We start from the raw sequence: 21,968 nt of genomic DNA, 5'->3' as shown, positions 1-21,968 counted from the left end.
GGCTTCCGGCCCGTGCCGGTCGCGTATCCTCGGGTGCGGTCGAACAGAGGCGCGGTGGCGGGCGGTCCTACCCCCGAGGCATGTGAGGGAGGGGGTTGGGGTTGCGCCGCAGCGGGGCATCGCCCCGCGCAAGGCGCGGCCCCGGCCCCTGACCGAGCGTGCCGAGCCGGAGGCGCGTTCCCCGGCTTCGGGGAAAGCGGGGGTAGGAGCGGCCGACGCCGTGGCTCAGACCGCAGCACCCCGAGGATATGCGACCGGCACGGGCAGGTAGCCGACACACGTCTCCCCACTCTCGTCCTGCGGACATCTTCCCCCGCTCATTTCGAGCCTTCTCTGATTCCCTCTCTCCTCCCCTCCTCCTTGATCCTGGAATCCCTGGATTGGACGGACGATGCGGGATGACAGGGGGCAGCGCTTCGGGGCGACCTGTCATTGTTCACGCGGGCACGGCTCGTCGTCCATGAACGGCCAGCTGAAGGGCGGCGGTGACGAGCGGGCCGTTCGCGAGGTGCGGCAGGCCGAGTTGGAACTCTGGCGCCGTTAAAGGAGCGATCCCTGATCGGACGCCCAGTTCCCGGTCGGTTGCCAAGGGTCTCCGGCCACCGGCGGCTTCTCGGGCTGGTAGCGTGCCTGCAGACGGTTCAGCAGGGCGCGTTCGGCCGTCTCGGTTTCCTGCTTGAGGGCTTCGCGTAGGCGCTCGACCAGCCCTGCCGAGCGGAGCCGAGCGATGACGGCACGCTCCAGGTCGGAGAAGGTGAAGGCCGGATCGCCCCAGCACGGGTAGGACACCAGGTCATTCAGGAATCGCAGCTTGGCGGCGGTGCTGGTGAAGTACTCGGCCCAGAAGCCATGAATATCGTAGTGCGCGATCATGCCGAAATGCTGGCTCAGCAGGCGGTACAATCGCAGTGTGAAGCGAGAGCGCGGGAAGTCTGCCGCGATGAAGGCCAGGAGACTGTTGCCGAAATCTGCCTTGGCGGCGCCATCGTGGAACTTCGTCGGCTTGAAGTCGGCCGCACGCAGCAGCGGTTTTTGGAAGCTGTTGATGGCGATGGCCATGACGATACTTTCTTCCAGGGGTATCCGGATGTGTGGAGCGGCCGTGCCCGGCATGACCCGGCCGGGCGCGGGCGACATCGGCTACTTCATCAGTGCGTCGAACAGCTCGTCAGTGCGTCCCAACCGCTCGGCGAGGGCGGCCGCCTCGTGGAGGCCCTCCTCCGTCAGCACGCCGTCGTCGCAGGCGCACAGCAGCTGCGAGAGGCGGTCCATCTCAAGGCACGCGTCATGGGTTCCGCCGCAGGTCCGGGCCTCCAGGCCCGGAGCGCGAACATCGTGGAACGGGTCCGACATGGTCTGATCTCCGCAGCGTCAGGGATGGATCAGGGATTTGCCGGACGCCCGCTGCCGCGCCTGGCCATTCCTTCGCCTGTCCCGTCCTGGCCGGCCGCGACGGCGGCGGCCGGGGCAAGGGCGCGCGCTTCGCGCGGGCGGCGCAGCCGCCTTCTTGCGGCGGACGCCACGATGCGGCAGCCATCTTCCGTCCTTCCCTGGTGCGCGTTTCAGCGACCGTTGTTCCGGTAGATGGCGATGGCCTCATCTTCCGGCATGGTGTTCAGCCAAGCCTTGACCTTCCACTTTGCTTTCACCTCCGTCGACGCGAGGATCTTCGCCATCTCGTCCGGTTTCAGCACCTTGGTCTGGTAGACCCCGGGCATCTCCGTGCGGGTGTAGAGGACGCGGTTCTTCAGTGCCCGCTTCAGGTCACGCCGCACGATCCATTCCGTCAGGAGGCTGTCCACGATCCACTCGGCGTCCTGGGTGATCATGCGCGGCTCGCCGCCCGTGGCGGTCCCGATGTCCACCTGCGGGCGAGTCCTGCCGTACTCGTCGAGGCGCTGGCGCAGGGTGTTGGGCTGCACGTTGGTGTTGCCGCCGGTCCCGTGGTTATGGGCGAAGCCCGCCTTCCTCCCGTCGATCCAGATGTCGGCGTGGAAGTTCATCGTCTCCTCGCTCAGGGCGGCGTTGTAGCTGACACTGCGGAGTTCGATCTTCATGGTGTTGGCTCTGCCCCGGAATCCGCGAGGCGGCGGCTCGGCCAATGGCCGGGATGGTGGAAGCCGGCGTGGCGCATCCGTCCCGCCGCTCGCTCGTTGAGGCGAGCGGGATGGATGGGATGGACGCGCATGACCGGCACGAAGGCGGGGCCGACGGTCCAGGTGAACCGGGCGCCGGTGTTGACGCTCTGGGCCGCGGTGGTGGCCGAGCGCCTGGGGCATGACCCCGAAACGGCGATCACGCTTGGCCGGGCCGTGGCCGGCCTCAGTGCCCGCGCGAAGGCGAAGGCCATCGGCATCGCCGAGGAGGGGCATGAGAGCGGCGATCTGCGTGACGAGGCGCGCAAGCAGGGTCAGGGGAGGCATCGGCAGAAGGCGGTGCATCTGCTCGGCCGCGACCTGCCGGTGGTCGAGGTGGATGGGTCGCTACGCGCGCTCGATCACGACAAGCCGGCGTCCGCGCAGGCGGCAGCCGGGTATGTCCGAAGGGCCTTCGGTGAGCATCTGGCCTCCGTCAGGAAGGCGATGGAGGAGCTGGGGTCCACCTTGGATCCGGATGAGCTGAACCGGGTGGCCTTCCGGCTCTATGAGCGGTTCCGCCCGGAGGTGGCGGCCGGGACGAAGGGCTGGGGCGCGAAGGGCGTCCTCGATCTCGCCCGGATCCGCGCCGCGGCGGGCTAGGCCGCTCGCCGTCCTGCCGGCAGGCTGTGCCCCGGCCGGACCCTTGGCTGCGACGCCGGTGCCCCAGTCTCGGCGGGGCACGATGGCTGTGGCGGTGCAGGATCCGCTGCCAGGTCCGGCGGCAGGAGATGGATGGTGTGGGGTGCATGGCGCTCAGGCCTCGTCCTGGGGCTGGCGTACGGAGAGGGCCACCGCGACCGGACGTACCCAGATCGGCAGGGCCGAGAGCATGAAGCCCTCGCCCGACCAGGCCAGCAGGAGCGTGCGGCCCATCGTCTCGGCGATGGCCTGCGCGGCGTCGGGCGGGACGGCATTGCCGATGCGCTCGCGCCAGTCGGCATCGCTCAGCCCGTCGAGCTCGGCCTGCTCCTCCGGGTCGAACAGCGATTGCAGCGCCGCCAGCTCGGCGGTGGTGAAAGGCCGGTGCCAGGTGCCGTCGAGGGCGCGGATGCGGGCCACGACCTTCTCGGTCGCGCTGGGCAGGATCGGGCGGGGGTCGGCCACGCTCCAGCGGCCGTTGTCGTAGCCGGCGGCGGCGCTGACGGCGCCCGTGGGCTCCCGCCACGGCACCACGCCGTAATGGCCGGCGCCGTAGTAGTCGTCACCCTTCTCCCGTTCCAGGCGCGGCCGGGGATCGGCGACCGCGAAGGCTCCGTTGGATGGCAGGCTCTCACCCGCCACGGTGCCGGCATTGGACTCCCACGACACGACGCCCAGCGCTCCGGAGCGGCGCACGTCTCCGCGCGGATCCGCCACGCACTGGCCTGTGCCATGGCCGCCTGTGACCGCTCGTCCGGCGCCGTCCCAGGGGACGATGCGGAACTCGTTGCTGTGCTTGGGCGGCCCGGCGTGGCGAGGATCGGCCACGGCGAAATGGCCGGCCCCGACCGCCGCCTTGCCGATCACCACCTGGGACGGCTCGTCGAAGCGCTTGACCCCGTACTGCCCGAAGGCGGCCACGCCTTCGGCGCGGCGCGGGTCGGCGACACTGTAGGCGCCGTTGGAGGGACCGGAACGGCCCGCCACGGTGCCGGACGGCTCGTCCCAGCGGTTCATGCCGAGAACGCCGCCCCGCCATTCGCCGCAGGGGGCAAGGGCGTAGTCGCGCAACATCCCGTCCTCGACGGCGAGCCTGCCGAGGGAACGCCAGTCGCTGCCAGCCTCGACGAAGGCGAGCCGGACCCAGGTGGACCAGTGCAGCATCGGGACCCGGTGCATCGGCCCGGCCGCCGGATCGCCCGGCAGGGACATCCGGGAAAGAATGTCTCCCACGCCGTGCAGCGGGCGCTTCGGCGGCTGGTAGAGGAAAGGCTTCACCTTGGCGGTGTGGCGGGCCACCAGCAGGAACCTGCGGCGCGACTGCGCCAGGCCACCCAGCTGCCCACAATCATGGGTGGTCTCGGCCACGGCGTAGCCATAGGCGCGTAGCAGGCCGGTGATCCGGTCGAGCAGGGGACGTCCACGCGAGGCAATGCGCGGTACGTTCTCCAGCAGGATCAGCTCCACCGGGTCGTCGCGATAGGCTTCCAGTGTCAGCCAGATACCGCGCAGCGTCAGGCGGTTCAGCGCCTGGTACTTCCGGGTCCTGCTCTTGGTCTCGCTGAGCAGGCCGGAGAAGCCCTTGCAGGGCGGCGAGGTGAACAGGACGTGGGGGCGTTCATGGCCGAAGGCGGCGCGCACATCGTCCACGGTGGCCTCTCGCCAGCCGATCGGCGGCTCCTGGCCGTGGAAGTCGCGGTACTGCTCGCGGTCGAACAGGTCCATGCAGGTGCCGGGTACACCGGCAAGGCGGCCGAAGTCGCGGATCGCTCCAGCGTCGACGTCGATGCCGCCGAGGCAGCGGAAGCTGGCGGTGAGGTTGCCCACCCGCGAGGTGGCGCGGTTGAAGCCGCGGGCACCTCCGCCGAGGCCGGCGAAGAGGTGGGCGTGCAGAATGGTGGCGTGGCCGTGCTCGGAAATCATGGCGCGGGGCTCCTGAAACGCGAACGGCAGGGCCTGGGCCCTGCCGTTCGCGATGCCGATGGCTGTTTCGGGGGGGGAGGATCAGTGCAGCGCGGGCAGACCCGATGCGGGCCCCTGGGCTCCAGCCCGCCGCAATCCATCTTCGGCTGCGCGACGGGCAGCGGAGGACAAGGGCGCCAGCCCGGCGAGGCGTGGTGATAGCTCCATGAGGTCGAGGCCGGCCCAGAGGCGCTCGACCGCCTCGATGGCCTCGGCCTCGTCTGCGCCCTGCACGACGCCCGCGACGTCGTCGCCGTCCGGCGTCTGGCCCCGGTAGCTCCAATCCAGGCGGAGCGGGGCAGCCGGCTCGGCCTGCCTCCCGTCGAGGTTCTGCACGGGGGCGACGAACAGGTCGAAACCGCGGCGGCTGACCAGCACGTCCAGGCGGGTCTGCAGCATCTCGGTCGAGCAGGCGCTGGCCTCCGCGATGTCGTCGCCGGCGATCGCCAGGGCATCGAGGAGTGCCCCGTGCTGGCTGGGGCTGACCCGGACGGCAAGGCCGTCGATGCACGCCCAGGGCTGGGCAGGGCCAAGGGCGGGCTGGCGATGCGACTTCGCCAGGCTGGCCGTCCAGCTCCATCCGGGTCCATCCATGCTCACCTCGACCACCAGGGCGGGGCGGGCGGTGTGCCGGAAGGTCTGGCTCGTGCCGGAATCGCCCCGGATCCGGCTCCATCCATCGGGCGAAAGGCCGAGATCCTCGGCTGCCGAGCGCAGGCCGCGCTCAACCAGGGTGTCCATATTGCTCAACTCCCACCAGGGATTCGGGATGCCGAGGTGGCCCCGGCCTTGCCGGCCGCTTTCCCCTCGACCCTCCCCAGCCGCCGCGTTCCGAGCCGCCGGGGGCAAGGGCGAGCGGAGCGAGGGAGCGCAGCGACGCACCCTTGCCGCCGGGGGACGGATGCGGCAGCGCTCCGTCCGCTCCTATTCGCCGGCTTCTTCCTCGATCGCCTCGTCGGCGGCTTCGGAGGGGTGCGCCTCGTCGTCGTAGGCATCCCGCCAGAGCCGGTCCGGCAGATCCGCCAGCCCGATCCCAAGGCGCCGGGAAATGCGCGCGTTGGCGACGCGCAGGAAGCCGTAGAAGCCCAGGTGGCCTCCGGCATACTCGAACAGGCGGTCGTGGCTCTCGCAGGCACCCGGCGTGTGCTGGATCGGGTTCTTGCCGGTGAGCTGGAACGGCTCGGATTCCGAGCCTCGCGCGGCAACGCTGATGAAGGCCATTGGGCCACCTCGTTCTGATCTTCGTGGAAGGGGGGGCCGGCTGGATGCCGGGCATGCGACCGGCCACGCGGTATCAGGTGGTGTGGACATCCGGGGGCTGGCTGCCGGGCGGCAGCTGGAGGTTATCGGTGGGGAGATCCACCTCCTCGCCGTCCATGCCGATGTCGCCTGCGGCCTCCTCCTCGCCGGAGCCGTCGCCCTCCTCCCCATCCATCTCCTTTCCGGGGTCCTCCCCATCATCCTCCCCAGAGGACTGCCAGCTGGCGCGCAGGGCGGCGCGGCTCTCCTCCCGCTGCCGCTGCTCGGCCAACTTGCGCTGCTCCTCCGTGGTCAGCGCGAAGCGCACCAGCGGGTGGAGGAAGGTCTGCCCCTTGAAGCGCTCGACCACCGCAGCACGGGTCGCCTTGCCGGTGTTGCGCGGCGCCACGTTGTTGGCGCTGGCCGTGCCCATGATCGCGTCCTTGCTCAGATGGGCCAGGAACTCCTCGGTGGCGGTGGTGGGAAGGTAGGCGTCGGCATCGACGGCCACCCCGGCGTAGCGGGCGACCAGGCCGGAGGTAGAGAAGCCCACCCGGCAGGACAGCGCCTGGCGCAGCATGGCGCGGGCGGCGGCACGCAGGGCGTCGGCGTCTGCGGTGAGCACGCCGCCATCGAGGAGGCCGGCGGCGATCGCGGCGCGCGCTCCGGCGTACAGGTCGTCGCCCTTGGCGCCGCTGCGGACCTGCACGTTCTGCCCGGCGAGCGCGAGCACGAGCAGGCCGATCAGGGCCTGGTCCGGGATCTCGGCCTGCGCGAAGGCCTCGTGCAGTGCCTCGGTGCGCAGGTCGCCCACCATGGCGTCGCCCTTCTGGCTCAACGGCGGGCGAGCGAGCTTGGGCAGCACCGTGCTATCGGCCGATGCCTCACGGCCCCGGCCACCGCGCTCCTCACGGGGCTGTGCCTCGCGGAACAGCGTCTGCCGCACCTCGCCGGAGCGCGGATCGACGGTGAGGCCGATGCGGTCGCGCTCGTCGCGGGGCTGCTGGTAGTAGAGCTCCTGCGCCCCTTTGGGGATCATGACGCGGCCCCACTCGTCGAGGCCCAGGAGCACGGCGCGGTCTGGCAGGTTGGCCTCCAGCCACGCCTGCTGCGCCTGCAGGAAGGCGTCGAGCTGGGTGGTGAAGCGACCCTCCTGTCCGGCCGGGACGAACAGGTCGTCCTGCCAGACGATGCCGAAGGCCTCGGTCTCGGCCTCGCCGAACCTGGCGACGGCGAAGGGGATGCGGCGCTTCTCCAGAGCGGCGGCGATACCGTGCCAGTGGGCGCGCTCGCCGCGCTTCGGCTTGCTCCTCTGCCAGACCGAGGCCTGATCCTCGGCCGAGGCGAGGCCGATGGTGCGGAGCTGCTGGTCGGTCGGCATGTCGCCGCGTGCCATGTGGTCCAGCATCGCCGGATGCACGCGCGAGAGGTGGCGCAGAGCGCGGATGCGGCGCACCGGCAGGTTCAGCGCGGCGGCGATGGCGTCCTCGGTCCAGTCCTCCCCGACCAGCGCCTCGACGGCGCGCCACTGGTCTACCGGGCTCATCGCGGTGCGGACCATGTTTTCGGCCAGCGCCCGCACGCCGTCGCCGCCTTGCGCGGCGTCGTCGCCGGGCTCGCGGACGAGGACGGCGATCTCCTTCAGCTTCGCCTTGATGGCCGCGTCGCGGCGACGGTGGCCGGCGATCAGGACCAGCTCACCCGCGATCTCGCGGGCGGTGGGCGGCTGCAGGATGCCGACCGCCTGAATATTGGCGAGCAACTGCGCGTCGGCCTCCGCGCTCGGCCTGGTGCGGCGGGGGTTCTCGGGGTTGTCGCGCAGCTTGCGCGGGTTGGCGTGTACGATCTTCATGGCGAGGGCGGCTCTCCGGAGCGTGGTTCCCGTCACCCCATTCCTGGGCTGACCCCTCCCACGCCGGCGGCCGGGGGCCGTCCGGCACCACGGCGGGCGAGCGGCCCTGACCCGTCGCCGGACGCGGCCCTGCCCGGCAGGGCGGGCTGCGGCCCAGCGGGGCAGGGCTGCGCAGGCGGCCGTGGAGCGAAGCGGTGCCGGGCGGTGCCCGGATGCCAGCGCTCTTGCTCCTCCTCTCCCCCGCTTTCCGTTTTTCCCGATTTCCCGCTTTCTGGCTTTCCGACATCCCAGGCATGAGAGCGGAGCACGAGGACACCGGCTCAGCCCGTTCTGCTGCGGTGCGTCATTTGACTGGACTCGAAGATACCGTGTTGAAGGGCAAGAGGGGTGAGGAGCTATACGTGCTCCCGACCCCGAGCGGACATTCCACGGCCCCTAAGCTCAGTGAAAAAGCGTCATTGGACAGCACGGGTGAACGAGCTAAGGGCATAGCCCTCCAAGGAGAAGACGTGTGGCCGCCCCTGCCCCTGATGCCCGGCCGACCGGCGGTGCCGAGAAGCACCGGGGAGCCTTCCTCGAAGTCCTGCTGATCTTCCTCCGCCTCGGCCTGACGTCCTTCGGCGGGCCGGTCGCCCACCTCGGCTACTTCCGGGACGAGTTCGTCGCGCGCCGCCGCTGGCTTGACGAGAAGGGCTACGCCGACCTCGTGGCGCTGGCCCAGTTCCTGCCGGGGCCGGCCAGCAGCCAAGTTGGCTTCGCGCTCGGCGTGCTGCGGGGTGGCCTGCCCGGCGGGCTCGCGGCTTGGCTTGGCTTCACCCTGCCGTCGACCGCTGTGATGCTGCTGGCGGCTCACGGGGTGGCCTGGACGACAGACGGCGCGGGCGCGGTGCACGGCCTCAAGCTCGTCGCCGTCGCCGTGGTGGCGCAGGCTGTGTGGAGCATGGCGGGCAGCCTTTGCCAGGACCTGCCGCGGCGAACGATCGCGGTGCTGGTCACCGTCGCAGTGCTGCTCCTGCCTTCCGCCGTCACCCAGATCGGCGCGATCCTCGCGGGGGCTGCGGCGGGACTTGTCCTCGGCCAGGGCGGCGATGCCTGGCCGCCAGGCACGGCGATGCCGTTCCGCGCATCGCACGGTGTCGCGGTCATGGCTCTGGCGCTTTTCCCCGTGCTGCTGGTCGGCCTTCCCGTGCTGGCCCAGGCCACCGGCTCGCACGCGGTCGCCACGGCCGAGGCATTCTACTGGGCCGGATCGCTCGTCTTCGGCGGCGGGCACGTGGTGCTACCGTTGATTGAGCGTGCCACCGTGTCGGCCGGCTGGATCACGGCGGATGTGTTCCTCTCAGGCTACGGGGTGGCCCAGGCCCTGCCCGGGCCGCTGTTCACCTTCGCCGCCTTTGTGGGCGCGGCGCAGGGCATGGCGCCGAACGGCGTCACCGGAGGTGTGCTCGCGTTGCTGTCGGTGTTCCTGCCGGGCCTGCTGCTGATGTACGGCATGCTGCCCTTCTGGGACGCGCTGCGGCACCGGCCCGTGGCGCGCGCAGCCCTGCAGGGCGTCAACGCTGCCGTTGTCGGTGTCCTCGCCGCAGCCCTGTTCGACCCCATCTGGACCTCCACCGTCCGCACCCCCGCCGACTTTGCGATCGCCCTGCTGGCATTCGCTGCCATGATCTGGTGGCGGGTGCCGACGTGGATCGTCGTGCTCCTGACGGCGGCGGGAGCGGCCCTCACCTTCTCCGCACCGGTGACCTAGGTCCGTTCACCACCCTACTCAGCGCTTCCCGAAACTAGGCGACCGTCATTATCCCTAGCTTGCAAGGCAAAGCGGTAGCTGAGACGAGGCCGGTCTCCGGCCGCTCAGCCACCATCCGTCCGTCTCCGCTCGTACTGGTCCGCCAGGGCGAGCAGCCCGTCCGCGACGTCCTCGGGCATGGTGTCGAGCGTGAAAGCTCGCTGGTGGTCCTCCAGTTCCCGTCCGCTCAGCTTCGCGTACTCCTCCACCGACATGAGCACGTAGCGGGGCTTGCGGTGATGGGTAATGAGCACCGGCTCGCGACGGGCCACGTCGGTGATGGTGCCGACCTGCTTGTTCAGGTCGGCTGTGGTAAACTGACGCATCGGCACCTCCGCGATCCAGAATATCCATATTTTATGGATATTCCAGGAGCCATTCAAATTGCCGCGGCAATCGGCGCCTCCTTGCCACTCTGCGCCAGATCCGCCTCCAGCGCCTGCATTTCAGACAGCTTGGCGTCCAGCTCGGCCTGGAACTCGAAAGCATCGCCCAGCCGGGCCTGGTAGGCCGGCAGACGGCGCTCGGCTTCCTCCAGGCCCCGCCGGTGCCCGGCCAATTCCGCCTCGAAGCGCCCCAGCGCGTATTCGAGGCGGGTCACCAACCCGAGCGCGGACAGATCGCCCTCCACCTCGACCTCCTGCGGACCGTGGGTGCGGCCCAGCAGCAGGTGGATCTTCAGCTCGGCCCCCTGGCGGTAGCGTCGGGCCTCCAGCATCAGCGGGAAGCCCCCGACCATGCCGAGCTCCCAATCGCCCTGGCGGCCCTCGAACTGCACGGTACGGAGGACCCTCAGCAGGGCGGCCCCGGCCACCTTGCGCTCGGCGAAGGTCTGGCCCTGCACCTCCATGCGGAACTCCTCGCCCCGGGTCGATACCCGGCGGGCGAGGTCCGCCTCGGTGTCGGCGATGGCCTGGGTGGCACGGCCGATGGCCGAGCGCGCCTCGGCGACGCGCCGCCGCACCGCGTGCTGGTCGTCGAAATGCGCCGCCCGCTGGCGCTGCAGCCGGGCGATCTCGGCCTCCAGCCCAGCCTTCTGCATCAGGCGGGGGTCGCCCGAGGCGATGGCCTTGGCCATGGCGAACTGGTTCGCCTGGGAGCCGATATCCTCCAGCCGGCGGATCGAGCGGTCGCCGCCCAGCGCCGCCGCGATGAAGCGCGCCTTGCGCTCGTTGTTCTGCCACATCTGGGCGTCCATCGAGCCCAGGGTCGCGTAGGCGTAGAGGCCGATCTCGTCGTTCTGGTTGCCCTGCCGCTCGATGCGGCCCTCGCGCTGCTCGATCTCGGAGGGCAGCCAGGGCACGTCGAGGTGATGCAGCGCCACCAGCCGGCGCTGGGCGTTCACCCCCGTTCCCATGGTGGCGGAGGAACCGAGCAGGAAATCCACCTGGCCGTTGTTCAGCTTGCTGAACAGGCCCTGCTTGGCCTCAGCCTTCTTGTAGTCCTGCATGAAGGCGATGCGCTCGGCGGGCACGCCGAGGCCGATCAGGCGCTGGCGGATCCAGCGGTACGCCGAGAAGCCCCGCGTCGCTGCTGCCCCCTCGGTGCCGAGGTCGGAGAAGATCATCTGCGTGGCACCGGGGGTCGGGTGCGGCGTGCCGTCCGGGTTGCGGAAGACCTTGCCGCGCGTCTCCGACCAGATGCGGAAGGCGTTGCCGATCAGCGCGTTGAGCTTGTTGTGTGGCTCATCCTCCGCCTCCGCCACCACGAAACGCAGGTCGATGGCGGCATGGCGGCCGTCGGTGATGACCGAGAGCAGGATGTCCTGCCCCTTCTCGGGCTTGCCCTTGCGCGCCTCGATGGCCTTGATGCGGGCCGCGAGGGCGCTCTGGTAATCCCTGAAGGCCGGGCTGGCGGGGGCGGTGACGATCTGGCGCCGGCCGGTCTGGATCGCGGGCAGCTTCAGGTACTGGCGCAGGTCGTCCTTCAGCACCACGTCGGCGACCGAGCGGAACATGGCGATCAGGTCGGCGACGTTGACGAACTCCGAGAAGCGGGTCACCGGCTTGTAGAGGCCGGAGGGCTGCAGCTCCAGCTCGGTGCGCGTGTCCCCGAAGTTGGCGGCCCAGGCGTCGAACTCCTGGATGCCGCGCTCCTCCAGCATCTCCGGCTGCATGAAGCGCTGCAGGGTGAACATCTCGCCCAGGGTGTTGGTGATGGGAGTGCCGGAGGCCAGGATCAGCGCCCGGCCCGGGTTCACGGTCGCCACGAAGCGCGACTTCACGAACAGGTCCCAGGCCCGTTGCGAGCCGTCCGGGGCGATGCCCTTGAGGTTGCCCATGTTGGTGGCGAAGGAGAGCTTCCTGAACTCCTGCGCCTCGTCGGCGATCACCTGGTCGACGCCCATCTCGGCGATGGTCAGCATATCGTCCTTGGTCGAGGCGAGCGCGTCGAGCTTCTCCTGCATGCCCTCCTTCATGCGCTCGATGCGCTTGCGGGCGATGCGGTCGTCGCCGTCGAGTTTCTCCAGCAGGGCCGCGTAGGCGTCGAGCTGGGCCTGTACGAGACCACGCTCGAAAGCCGCCGGGGCAGCGATGAACTTGAAGGCCGAGTGGGTGATGATGATGCAGTCCCAGTTGGCCGTCGCCGCCCGGGCCAGGAAGCGCGCCCGCTTGTCCTTGGAGAAGTTGGTCTCGTCGGCCACCAGGATGCGGGCACCCGGATAGAGTTGCAGGAACTCGCGCGAGGCCTGGGCCAGGCAGTGGCCGGGCACGGTCAGCATGGCCTTGGAGATCAGGCCGAGGCGCTTCTGCTCCATGATCGCGGCGGCGATGGTGAAGGTCTTGCCGGCGCCGACCGCGTGGGCGACGTAGGTCTGGCCTGAGGAGACGATACGCCAGACGACGCGCTTCTGGTGCGGGCGCAGCTGGATCACCGCGGAGGCGCCCGGCAGCTGCAGGTGCTCGCCCGAGAAGTGACGCGGCACCAGGCTGTTGAAGGCGTCGTTATACAGGCGCACCAGACGCTCGGCGCGGTCGCTGTCCGTCCAGACCCAGCGCTCGAAGGCGCCCTTGATCTTCGCCAGCTTGTCCTTCGCCGCCTCGGTCTCCTGGGCATTGAGCTGCCGGTGCTCGCCGTCGGCGTCCTTCCACACGTCCCAGATCTGCGGGATCGAGGCGTTCAGGGCATCGTCCAGCAGCTCGCCCGCGTGGCGGCGGTGCGTCCCCCACTCCGAGGTGGCGGAGGCCAGCCCCGCGAAACGGTGGACGTCGATGCTCCAGTGCGCCACCTCGACGGTGTGGCGCACCAGCGTCGCCACCCCGATCACCTCGCGGATGAAGGCCTCGACGTCCCCGGCCGGGATCCAGGGGGCGCCGAGCCGGGCGGTGATGTCGGAGGGGCGCAGGTCCTCGGGCTGCACCCGCACCAGCGCCGTGACGTTGCGGGCGTAGCGCGCGTCCAGCGTCGCGGCGGCGCGGGCGGCGGCGAGCTTGCGGCGCACCTGGCCCGACAGGTACTCGTCGGCGGTCTGCCAGGCCTCGAAGCCCTCGGTGGTCAGGCCAGGGTCGAGGAAGACGGTGTCGCCCAGCTCGGCCAGTACCTCCTCGCGGCCGCGGCCCAGCAGGTCGCAGGCATGGGCGAGGTCCACCACGCCGCGTTCGGCCAGCGTTACGGCCAGCGCGTCGGCCGCTGAGACGATCACCGGCTCGGCCGGGGTGTGGATCACTCGCTCGGTGAAGATGGGCCCCTTGCAGGCGGTACCGGTCTCGGGGTCGTACTCCTCGATCGAGGAGACCAGCCAGCAATCCGGGTCGTCGAGGAAGGGCTGCAGGTTGGGCCGGCGCACGGTCTCGCGGACCTCACCCGTTTCCTCATCCGTGCTGGTGCTGACGTTGGTCAGGTTGATCGGCCCGAAGGCGCGCAGAAAGGCGCCATAGGCGGTGCGCAGCCGGATCTGGGCGGCGCCGAAGGGCTGGTCGGCCTCCTGGGCGCGGATCACCTCGCGCACCGCGTCGCGGATCGGGATCAGGCCGCGGATGATGCGGCCGTGCCTGGCGAACAGGCCGACCGTGCCCTTGCCGGACTTCACCGCGACCGGCTCGGCGGTGCCGTCCACCAGCTGCAGCAGCACGCCGCCCTCGCCGACCAGGTAGGAGCCCTCCTTGATCGTCGCGCCCTCGGCGGCGGTGCCGGCCCGGACGGCGGTCCTCGCCGGGAGCGCGGCCACAGGGTCCGCCGGCGGCTGATGGATGCCTTGCGGGAGCCGGGTGACGGCTTCGGCCAGGGCGGCGTCCAGGTCACGGCCGTCGTGGGCACAGTCGTAGGCCAGGCCGAACGGGCCGGTGGTCCATCCGTGGCGGCCCAGCACCGTCTCTGGGTGCGCGGCGAACCAGGCGTTGACGTGGATCGCCGCCTCGCCGGCCTCGGCCGGGACCACCTCCTCGAGATGCGTCCACGCCACCCCGTTCGGCTCGGCACCGCGCTCGCGGCGCTGCAGGAACAGGATGTCCACCACGACGTCGGTGCCGGCCGCCGCCGCGAAGCTGCCGGCGGGCAGGCGGATCGCGCCCACCAGGTCCGACATCCCCGCGATGTGCTCGCGCGCCTTGGGGTCCACCTTGTCCAGCGTGCCGTGGCTGGTGACGAAGGCGGCCAATCCGCCGGGCTTCAGGCGTTCGACGGCGCGGGCGATGAAGTAGTCGTGCAGCTTGAGGCCGAGCTTGCCGGCGGGATCGTCGGCCCGCACCGTGCGGTCCGAGAAGGGCGGGTTGCCGAGGGTGAGGTCGAAGGTCTCGGGGATACGGGCGCGGGTGAAGTCTTCCTGGCGGATCCAGGCCTTCGGGTAGAGCAGCGCCGCGATACGGGCGGTGACCGGGTCCATCTCCACCCCGGTCACGGTGGAGCAGTCCGCCATCCCCTCCGGCCTCAGGGCCAGGAACAGGCCGGTGCCGCAACCGGGCTCCAGCACGGCACCCTGGCGGAAGCCCAGCCGCGTCAGCCCGGCCCAGACGGCGCGCACGACGTATTCGGGGGTGAAGTGGGCATACTGCGTGCAGCGGGCGAGGCTGGCCAGCTCCGCGGCGGACACGGCCTGCTCCAGCCCGTCGCCCTGCTCGGCCCAGCCCTCCCGCCACGCCTCGCCGGGGCGGCGGAACAGGGCGTTGGCCAGATCGGAGGCGCCGTAGCCGGTGAAGCGCGCCAGCACCGCCTGCTCCTCGGCGGTTGCCGGGCGGGTCTCGGCCTCGATGCGTTGCATCAGTTGGATGGCGGCGAGGTTGCCGGCGGCACGGGCCTTCCAGCCGCTGGCGAGGCCACGGTCGCCGGCGAGGCGGAAGTCGTGGGCGACCACGCGCGGCACGGCGGGCGCGATCGGCGCGTCGTCCGGCTCCTCCTCCGTCGCATCGAGGGGCGGCAGCAGCGTGCCGAAGCCGCCACCGTCGATCGAGAAGGAGGTCAGGGCGGTGGTGTCGAACAGGCTGAGCTGGTCGAGGGAGGACTTGGCCTTGGCCATGGCGTGGGTTCCCGAGCGCGCATGCGCGGCCGCCCGGCGGCCCATGCGGGCGGCCGGGTGACCTGTGCGATGCGGTGGATGGATGAGGGGTGGAGGTTCTGGGGTGAGCGGGCCGTTCAGGCGCCGCTCAGGCTGTCAGGCCAGCCAGGACGGCGGCCTCTGGCGCAGCGGCCAGGGGGCGGTCACGGTGACGGCGGTGCCGGGGAACTGGCTGTGCGAATGGCAGGCCTCGTACCTGTTTCCCATGGAGCCTCCTGTGGGTCTGTTCCTATGACCCCTCCGCCGCGGGCAGCGCGGGCGGGCCGGCACCATGGCCGGGGAGCGGCCCTGGCCGGCGCAGGACGCGGCCCGCAGGGTTGCGGCCTAGACGGGCTGGGTTGCGCTGCCGGCCATGGAGCGCAGCGGTGCCGGGACGGCCGGGATGCCAGCAGCTTCTCGCCCCTGATTCTCTCTTTCCTTCTTTCCTGCTTTCCAGCTTTCGGGATTTCCTGAACTCAGGCTTTCAGGCTTTCAGGCTTTCAGGAGGCTTAGACGCTGGCCCCGCTGTCAGGGCAGCAGCAGGTCGGGTTGTGTCTCGCTCCTGCCGACCGTGAGGATGAGCACCATCCGCCGGTACGCCTCGGTCCTCTCCGACTGGCGTAGGCGTCGCAGGCCCGCCTCGCTGGTGTTGCCGTCCCGGACCTCCGCCTGGGCGATCACGGCATGCTCCGGGATGCTGTGTCAGCGGCGCCGCCCGCGACGTGCATCGCCGTGGCGAGGAGGTGACGGGGCACACGGCAAAGGAAGTCGTGCCCCACGGGCCGGAAGATCGGCCCGCGCCGGCCGGGCGGCGTCGGCACGACCTCGAACTCGCTCGTGACGACCCGCCCGCCGTCAAAGCTGATCTGCTGGGTAAGGCTGATCCGCTGTCCGGGATCGAGGTTCCGGCCGCTGGCGGTCGCCTCGCGGCGCAAGGCTGCCGCCGCGGCGACCCGTGCGCGCCAATCCGCTGCGTAGCCAGGATTGGGGATGTCCTCGATCGGCGAGAGCAGGGCCATGATCCGGGCCGGGCAGTCGACCTCACAGGGGCCGCAGCTCTCGTCCATGGTCTTTCGGCCAAAGCCCTGCCGGGCGTTGTTGAAGACGAGTACGACGGCGCAGAATACGTAGGAGCGGCCAGCCCGCTCACCTGTGAGGGAGGTGTGGCGCACCGCCAGGTAGACGGCACCCTTCACCTGGCTCGCGGCGAGCACCTCCATGCGGTTGGTCTCGTTGGCGCAGGTGAACTCCCGGGCCAGATAGGCGGCCGGCGTTTCGTGGGTCAGGGGGCGATCGGAAACGAGCCAGCCCATGGGGGCCTCCCTTGTGTGCGGGGGTGGAAACAGGGGTATGGTCAGGAAGGCCCGGCGGCCTCGCCGAAGGCGCCTGCCGGCAGGGTCCAGGCCGGGGGCGTCCCCAGGATCGCCAGATCCCAGGTCTCGCCCAGGGCAAGCGCCACGAGGTCGGGACGGGCGAGGGCAACCGGGTAGGGGCGGCCAATATCGGCCAGGGCGCGGATCGAGCGGGCGCGCTGGATGGTGCGGCCGAACCGTTCCTCGTAGGCCGCGATGCGCTCGAACAGCGCTGGCGCGATATGGCGGATCGTCGCCCACTGCGCCGCCGAGCCGAAGATGCAGGCCATGCAGGACAGCCTCGACCAGCCCAGTTCGTAGGCCGGGTGCGGCCGCACGCCGTGACGTCGCAGCGCCTCCCAGACCCGGGCCTCGTCCCAGGCATGGACCGGCCGCCAGTGGTCGACATGGCGCGACCGGCGTGTGCCGCCGCGCGTGTCGGTGCGGTGCGGCTCGAAGGTGGCGTAGCGTGCCCGCGCCGCGCTTTCCTGCGCCCGCTCGCCGGTCACGACCAGGGTGCGGCGGCCCAGGAAGCGGTCCTGACCGGCGATCGTGGCGGCGCCGACGCCGATCTTGAGCGCGGCCGAGCACCAGCGCACCGAGAGGTCGGCCGAGACCTGGGGGAACCGCAGCCTGGTGTTGCGTGGCCCCGCGCCTCCTGCCCTCATGAGCCCGTCAGGGGTCTCGAACAGGATCGGCGCCGTCGGTGCATCCTGGCGCAGCATCTCCCGCTCGAAGCCGCCCTCGCGCCAGGAGCGGAACAGCGGCAGGCCGAAGGCCGTCGCCTGGGCGGCGACGTAGGCGCCCGTCACCGGCCAGTCCATGAAGGTGGCTCCGTGGCCGTCCACCTCGTGGTGGTGCAGCTCGATGCGGTCCGGGTCCACGCCCTGCTCCAGCAGGTGCAGCAGGCACGCCGTGGCGTCCTTGCCGCCGGAGGTGAACAGGACGACGTGGTCGTAGGAGCGCAGGCTGGGGGTGCCCCCTGCCTCGCCTTGCCGCAGGGTGGCGCTCACGCCTCGTCACCGGCCTCGTCGCGCCCCGCCTCCTCGGCCGCGATCCGGGCGTATCCGGGGTGGAAGGCCAGCAGGTAGTCGGCCATGCGCTGTGCCTCCGCGGCGGCGCGGAAGATCTCGCGCTTGTCCTCGCGCAGCGTCCGGAGCCACGACGCCACGTAGCTGGCGTGGTTGGGGATATCGCAGGGCAGGCCTAACTCGGCGCCGATGAAGCAGGAGGCGAGTTCGGCGCGGAGTTCCTCCTGCGCGTAGGCCTGGCTGCCGAAGCGGCCGGTCAGGTCGCGGTCGAGCCGGTGCTTCGCGCCGGAGGCATGCGCCAGCTCGTGCAGCGCCGTCGCGCAGTAGCCTTCCGGACTCGCGAAGACGGCGCGTGGGGGCAGCTGGATGTGGTCGGTGGCGGGGCAGTAGAAGGCACGGTCGCCGCCTTCGCGGAACGCCACGCCGCTGTTGCGCATGATGGTCCCGGCCGCCACGGGCGTGCGCCAGGACGCCTCCTCGACGGACGGCGCCTCGAAGGGGGCGATGCCGTCCACTTGGCTCGCGTGGAACACGGTGTAGGCGCGCAGCACCGGCACGGTGCGGGTGGCCCCCTCCCCCTCGCCGCCGGCATCCGGCGCGGCCTCGCCGTCGCGCAGGGTCAGCTTGCGGAAGAAGAACACGCGCGAGCCGCGCTCGCCGCGGCGGACCTGCCAGCCCTTCGCCTCGGCCTGCCTGTAGGTCAGCCACCGGGGGTCGGTGCCGGCGAAGGCCATGCCCGTCATGCCGAGCAACAGCACGTTGATCCCGTGATAACGGCGGCCGGTGGTGGCATTGCGCGGCGAGAGCGGACCGGCCCCGGCCTTGTCCTGGTCCCAGGGACGGCGCCACGGCAGGGTGCCCGCCTCCAGTGCCGCGATCACCTGGCTGGTGATCTCGGCGTAGTGGTCGCGGGAAGCCGGGCGCTCGGACAGCTGGCGGCGGGGATGGGCCATCGGTGTTCCCTTTCATTCTCTCGGAACACCTCCCCGCCCCCGCATCCGGGGCGGCTGGGGCAAGGGCGCGCGAAGCGCGGGAGGCGCCAGCCGACGGCCCCTTGCGGCGGCCGTCCCCGGTGCGGGACGGCCCTTCTTCTCCCGCTTTCCCGCTATAGGGATTTCTGGATTACCGGATTTCTGGCTTTCCCTTTTTCCCGATATCCGTATCAAATCTCCCAATCGAACACGGCAAAGTCGTCGAGCTCCGGAGCATCCTGGTCGAAGAGGAGGTGGTCGCATCCGCGCTGGCGGGCGGCCTGGAACAACGTCCAGAGCGTATCGGAGATCTGCGGCCGTTCCTCGCAGGCAAAAGCGAACCAGCCGTAGGGGGTCATGGCGCAGAGGACCTCGCCGGTGTCGTGACCGGCGCAGGCGTCGAGCAGGGTGCGGTCCTCCTTCGAGAGATGGGCGGTGGAAAGATCGAGGAAGCTGCGGACGGCGCTCATGGGGTTCCCTCAAGGGTTCGGTTGGACGTGCTCGTCGTTCGGAAGGGATGGCGGTGCCAGGCGCACCGGCAGGGTGTGCAGATCGTCCCAGGTCAGGGCGGAGCAGGCGCTCATGCGGCCAAGGGCCAGCGCGATGCGCGCGCGGCTGTAATGCGAGCGGTGGAAGCCGCCCTCCGCCGGCTGGCGGCAACGCTCGCCCTGCGTAGCACAGCAGACTGGGCAGTCGACCGAGATCGTCGGATCGGTGCCGAAGGCCGTGCTGCACCGGGTGCAGGCGATCGCGTCGTTCGCGGCGGCGGGCGCGAGCGGGGTGAGCAGGGCCGTCCCCGGACGGGTGGCAAGGCGGCGGATTTCCATGGCGGTGTTCCTTTCCGAACACCTCCCCTGCCGCCGGCGCCCCGTGCCCCCGGGGCAAGGGCGCCGCGCAGCGGCGGGCCGTCAGGCCCCTGCCCTTGCGGCGGGGGACGGGGTGCGGCACGCCCCTCCTCCCTGTCTCTCATCTCTCCTGCCTCATGCCGGGACAGGAGCCGGTGTCGGGGCGGAAACGGTCGGACTGGCCAGCTTCCGGTAATTCACTTCCTCGCCGACTTCATCGCGCAGATGAGCGTGCTGGCCGAAGGTCCCGGCCCTCTCGGCGTCGTCGAAGCCACGGGGCTTGCGTTGGCCGCTTGCCATCGTGACGGAGATGGCGAAGCTGGCCTCCGGGTTTGCGGCCAGCACGTCGCGGCCGAAGGCGGACACGGCCTCGGTGATGCCGCCCAGGCCCTGCACGGCCAGGCGGCGCGTCGGCGTGTTGCCGCCGATGCCGATGGAGGTCCAGCTGCAGCCCACCTCGCGCACGCGATGGCCGGGATAGGCGGACAGGACGATGTTGATGGTGGCCACGGCGTGGCTCCTCTCTGTTGGTGTTGTCGGACGGGCCGGCTCACCCGGGAGCATCCAGGGTGAGGGGCATGACGGGATTCGGCGCGGATGGGCGCCCCGCTGCCCGGCGAGGCCGCAGGGCGCGGGACCAACGGCATTTGTCGATCGGCACGCCCTGATCGCGGCGCGCCCGGGCCGGGCTACTCCAGGAGCGGCCGCGCACGCGGGCGTCCCTGGTCCAGCCCGAGGCGGTGAGGCTACCGCCCTCTTCATCGGCACGGGTGTAGGTGACGATGCGCTCGAAGCCCCGCGCTTCGGCCTCCCGCGCTGCCCAGCCGTAGAGCTGCGAGCAGGCGTTCCAGGCCAGGACGCGGGGCACGTCGCGGCGGATGCACAGCCGGTTCACCTCGACCGTGCCGCGGCCCATCAGGCCGCGGGCGACAGGGTTGCCGACCATCACCACGCCCAGCAGCCGGGTCGGCCCGTTGGCGATGGCGGCCCCGTAGCGCCAGGCGACCGGGGCGGCGTTGTGGGCGTGATGCCGCCGCACGAAGCCGGCCGCGACCGCGAAGCTCACGGGCCGGATCTCCAGCTTCCAGTCCAGCAGCAGCTGGCCACAGCCGGTATCGGCCACCCGGCGAAGCGTGCCCCCCAGCAGCACCTCGGCGCCGAGCTGGCGCAGCAGGTCGCGCGCCCAGGCGGGATCGTCGGCAAGGCCGGCGCACACCTCCTCATGGGCCGCCTCGCAGCAGGTCTCCAACTGAAAGGCGTGGTCGGTCCACGCCTCGGCCAGCTCCAGCGCCGCCGGCTCGCGGCACCAGGGGCAAACCGCCAGGAGCCCCTCGGTTGGTCCACGGGTGAAGCGCATGGCTCAAGCCGCGCTGCGGCCCACGCGCTTCGCGCAGTGGAGATGCAGCTCCCGGGCGACGGCGGCGAGATCGCCGATCACCTCGCCGTAGTTCGGCGCCTCGGCCGTCAGGCGGATGCGGTGATCCTCCTCGAAGAAGGTGCCGTGCTCCCGCACCGCCAGCAGGACAATGCCGTCGACCCGTAGCACCCGGGCCAGCCGGGCCAGGATCTGGCCGAGATCCTCGCTGCGCCCTTCCTGCTCGACCAGCCGCGCCATGCCGCGCCGCAGGGCCGCGAGGGGCTTGCCGAAGCGCGCGAGATCGCTGGTGGTGAACACTTCGCCGTGCTCCGGCATGTAGCCGTAGCGAAGCGCGTAGGGCTCGGCGTGCCGGTCGTCGATCTGGCAGGTGAAGCGGAAGCCCTCATGCAGGATCGGCCGGGCGCCGTCCTCGTGCCACAGCAGCGGTCGCAGTTCGCCGTAGCGCCGTGGCATCGGGCCGTCGCGCGTGTGCATCACCAGGGCGTCGACATGCGCGTAGGCGTCGTCGCGACCGGCGTGCGACAGGTAGGGACGCAGGACAAGCAGCCGTGGCGGCCGTGCCGGGTTGGGCATGGCGGTTCCTTTCGGATGGGGATGGTGGGGGCAGCCAGGAGGGTGCGGCGCGCCCGTCAGGGGTCCGTGCCGGTTTCCGGAGCGGGCCGGGTCAACAGGGCACCGGCCTTCCGGCGCCAGCCCGCGAACCAATCCACGAGGTCGGCGCTGGACACCGGCGTGTCCTCTTCGAACTGTTCGCAGAAAATGTTCAGGGCCTCGTCGAGCAGGCGCCGCATCGCGGGCGCCACGGCGAGCACGGCGGCGGTGCCGTGGGCCAGGGCGAGGCCACGTGAGGTCCCGTCATGCAGCACGGCCACCACCAGGGCCGGGCTCTCGGCGGTGCGGACCAAGCCGTAGCCATCTTCCACCATGTCCTCCACCACGGCCACGTCGAGTTTGCCGGCGCCGCCGGCTGGGGTGGTGCCGCTCATCGCCGCGCCTCCTGCTGGGCGGGCACGCGGCTGGTGGAGGCGCTCTGCACCAGGAACCCGGGCAGGATCACGATGGCCAGGATCGCGGCCAGGAAGGCGAGGAGGCCGGCGATGGCGGCGAGGTCCTCGCGGCGTCCTTTGCGGCGGGCGAGGCGGTCGGCGAGATCCATCATCCCGTTCCTTCTGCTGCGTCTTCTTCCCGAAGACCCAGCCCGCCGGCCGCCCCGGCCGGGACGGGGCAAGGGCGCCGCGCAGTGGCGGGAGGCGCGAGCCGACGCACCCTTGCCGCGCTCCGGCCGAGGGTGGCAGGGCCTCC

General features: G+C 71.1%; 22 protein-coding genes. 2 read left to right on the top strand and 20 right to left on the bottom strand.

Annotation, left to right across the window (positions count from 1 at the left end; all coding sequences use genetic code 11):
• Positions 1–540 precede the first annotated feature (540 nt).
• The 3 genes from RGI145_RS23860 to RGI145_RS23850 form a co-directional block, all read right to left on the bottom strand.
• Positions 541–1,059 carry a hypothetical protein gene (locus tag RGI145_RS23860; protein WP_075801005.1) on the bottom strand — a complete coding sequence of 173 codons (519 nt, stop codon included), beginning with the start codon at positions 1,057–1,059 and terminating at the stop codon, positions 541–543.
• Positions 1,060–1,140: 81 nt separating this feature from the next.
• Complete coding sequence (locus tag RGI145_RS23855) at positions 1,141–1,353, bottom strand: hypothetical protein (RefSeq protein ID WP_075801004.1); 213 nt, start codon at positions 1,351–1,353, stop codon at positions 1,141–1,143.
• Positions 1,354–1,562: 209 nt separating this feature from the next.
• Positions 1,563–2,057 carry a hypothetical protein gene (locus tag RGI145_RS23850; protein ID WP_075801003.1) on the bottom strand — a complete coding sequence of 165 codons (495 nt, stop codon included), beginning with the start codon at positions 2,055–2,057 and terminating at the stop codon, positions 1,563–1,565.
• 129 nt (positions 2,058–2,186) lie between these two features.
• On the opposite strand from RGI145_RS23850, the gene RGI145_RS23845 reads away from it, so the two are divergent.
• On the top strand, positions 2,187–2,738 hold the full coding sequence (locus tag RGI145_RS23845) for a hypothetical protein (protein ID WP_075801002.1): 552 nt from the start codon (positions 2,187–2,189) through the stop codon (positions 2,736–2,738).
• A gap of 153 nt (positions 2,739–2,891) precedes the next feature.
• On the opposite strand, the gene RGI145_RS23840 is transcribed toward RGI145_RS23845, so the two are convergent.
• From RGI145_RS23840 to RGI145_RS23825, 4 genes are all read right to left on the bottom strand, one after another.
• A complete protein-coding gene (locus tag RGI145_RS23840) occupies positions 2,892–4,700 on the bottom strand; it encodes a DNA cytosine methyltransferase (protein WP_075801001.1) in 1,809 nt (602 codons plus the stop codon).
• A gap of 81 nt (positions 4,701–4,781) precedes the next feature.
• On the bottom strand, positions 4,782–5,480 hold the full coding sequence (locus RGI145_RS23835; RefSeq protein ID WP_075801000.1) for a hypothetical protein: 699 nt from the start codon (positions 5,478–5,480) through the stop codon (positions 4,782–4,784).
• A 183-nt stretch (positions 5,481–5,663) separates the two neighbouring features.
• Positions 5,664–5,960, bottom strand: a complete 297-nt coding sequence (locus RGI145_RS23830; protein WP_075800999.1) for a hypothetical protein — start codon at positions 5,958–5,960, stop codon at positions 5,664–5,666.
• Positions 5,961–6,033: 73 nt separating this feature from the next.
• Positions 6,034–7,830, bottom strand: a complete 1,797-nt coding sequence (locus tag RGI145_RS23825) for a ParB N-terminal domain-containing protein (RefSeq protein ID WP_075800998.1) — start codon at positions 7,828–7,830, stop codon at positions 6,034–6,036.
• A 511-nt stretch (positions 7,831–8,341) separates the two neighbouring features.
• Between RGI145_RS23825 and chrA the strand changes: the two genes are divergently transcribed.
• Positions 8,342–9,580, top strand: a complete 1,239-nt coding sequence (chrA, locus tag RGI145_RS23820) for a chromate efflux transporter (protein WP_075800997.1) — start codon at positions 8,342–8,344, stop codon at positions 9,578–9,580.
• Between the two features lie 104 nt (positions 9,581–9,684).
• Here the strand turns inward: chrA and RGI145_RS23815 are convergent, their stop codons facing one another.
• From RGI145_RS23815 to RGI145_RS25320, 13 genes are all read right to left on the bottom strand, one after another.
• Positions 9,685–9,945 carry a type II toxin-antitoxin system prevent-host-death family antitoxin gene (locus tag RGI145_RS23815; RefSeq protein WP_075800996.1) on the bottom strand — a complete coding sequence of 87 codons (261 nt, stop codon included), beginning with the start codon at positions 9,943–9,945 and terminating at the stop codon, positions 9,685–9,687.
• Between the two features lie 53 nt (positions 9,946–9,998).
• Positions 9,999–15,071, bottom strand: coding sequence for an N-6 DNA methylase (locus RGI145_RS23810; protein WP_075800995.1), 5,073 nt, complete (start codon positions 15,069–15,071; stop codon positions 9,999–10,001).
• A 546-nt stretch (positions 15,072–15,617) separates the two neighbouring features.
• A complete protein-coding gene (locus tag RGI145_RS25325; protein WP_019462443.1) occupies positions 15,618–15,770 on the bottom strand; it encodes a hypothetical protein in 153 nt (50 codons plus the stop codon).
• The gene (locus tag RGI145_RS23805) at positions 15,767–16,402 is read right to left on the bottom strand and encodes a DUF6927 domain-containing protein (protein WP_075800994.1); all 636 of its coding nucleotides are present in this window, start codon (positions 16,400–16,402) and stop codon (positions 15,767–15,769) included. Before RGI145_RS23805 ends, RGI145_RS25325 begins: the two co-directional genes overlap by 4 nt.
• A gap of 41 nt (positions 16,403–16,443) precedes the next feature.
• Positions 16,444–17,454, bottom strand: a complete 1,011-nt coding sequence (locus RGI145_RS23800; RefSeq protein WP_075800993.1) for a phosphoadenosine phosphosulfate reductase domain-containing protein — start codon at positions 17,452–17,454, stop codon at positions 16,444–16,446.
• Positions 17,451–18,425, bottom strand: coding sequence for an ArdC family protein (locus RGI145_RS23795; protein ID WP_083671530.1), 975 nt, complete (start codon positions 18,423–18,425; stop codon positions 17,451–17,453). The genes RGI145_RS23800 and RGI145_RS23795 overlap by 4 nt, the downstream gene beginning before the upstream one ends.
• A 209-nt stretch (positions 18,426–18,634) precedes the next feature.
• Entirely contained in the window at positions 18,635–18,913 is a 279-nt protein-coding gene (locus RGI145_RS23790; RefSeq protein WP_075800992.1) for a DUF5983 family protein, read from the bottom strand.
• A 9-nt stretch (positions 18,914–18,922) separates the two neighbouring features.
• Positions 18,923–19,270 (bottom strand): hypothetical protein, encoded by a 348-nt coding sequence (locus RGI145_RS23785; RefSeq protein ID WP_075800991.1) that lies wholly within the window; start codon positions 19,268–19,270, stop codon positions 18,923–18,925.
• Between the two features lie 153 nt (positions 19,271–19,423).
• Positions 19,424–19,798, bottom strand: a complete 375-nt coding sequence (locus RGI145_RS23780) for a hypothetical protein (protein ID WP_075800990.1) — start codon at positions 19,796–19,798, stop codon at positions 19,424–19,426.
• A gap of 40 nt (positions 19,799–19,838) precedes the next feature.
• Positions 19,839–20,645 carry an XF1762 family protein gene (locus RGI145_RS23775; protein WP_075800989.1) on the bottom strand — a complete coding sequence of 269 codons (807 nt, stop codon included), beginning with the start codon at positions 20,643–20,645 and terminating at the stop codon, positions 19,839–19,841.
• Between the two features lie 3 nt (positions 20,646–20,648).
• Positions 20,649–21,239, bottom strand: a complete 591-nt coding sequence (locus RGI145_RS23770; RefSeq protein ID WP_075800988.1) for a hypothetical protein — start codon at positions 21,237–21,239, stop codon at positions 20,649–20,651.
• A 56-nt stretch (positions 21,240–21,295) separates the two neighbouring features.
• Positions 21,296–21,652, bottom strand: a complete 357-nt coding sequence (locus RGI145_RS23765) for a hypothetical protein (RefSeq protein ID WP_075800987.1) — start codon at positions 21,650–21,652, stop codon at positions 21,296–21,298.
• Entirely contained in the window at positions 21,649–21,822 is a 174-nt protein-coding gene (locus tag RGI145_RS25320; RefSeq protein ID WP_019462454.1) for a hypothetical protein, read from the bottom strand. The genes RGI145_RS23765 and RGI145_RS25320 overlap by 4 nt, the downstream gene beginning before the upstream one ends.
• Positions 21,823–21,968 lie beyond the last annotated feature (146 nt).

It is taken from the genome of Roseomonas gilardii (assembly GCF_001941945.1).
Lineage (GTDB): Bacteria > Pseudomonadota > Alphaproteobacteria > Acetobacterales > Acetobacteraceae > Roseomonas.
This window is presented reverse-complemented; position numbering and strand designations above follow the sequence as displayed.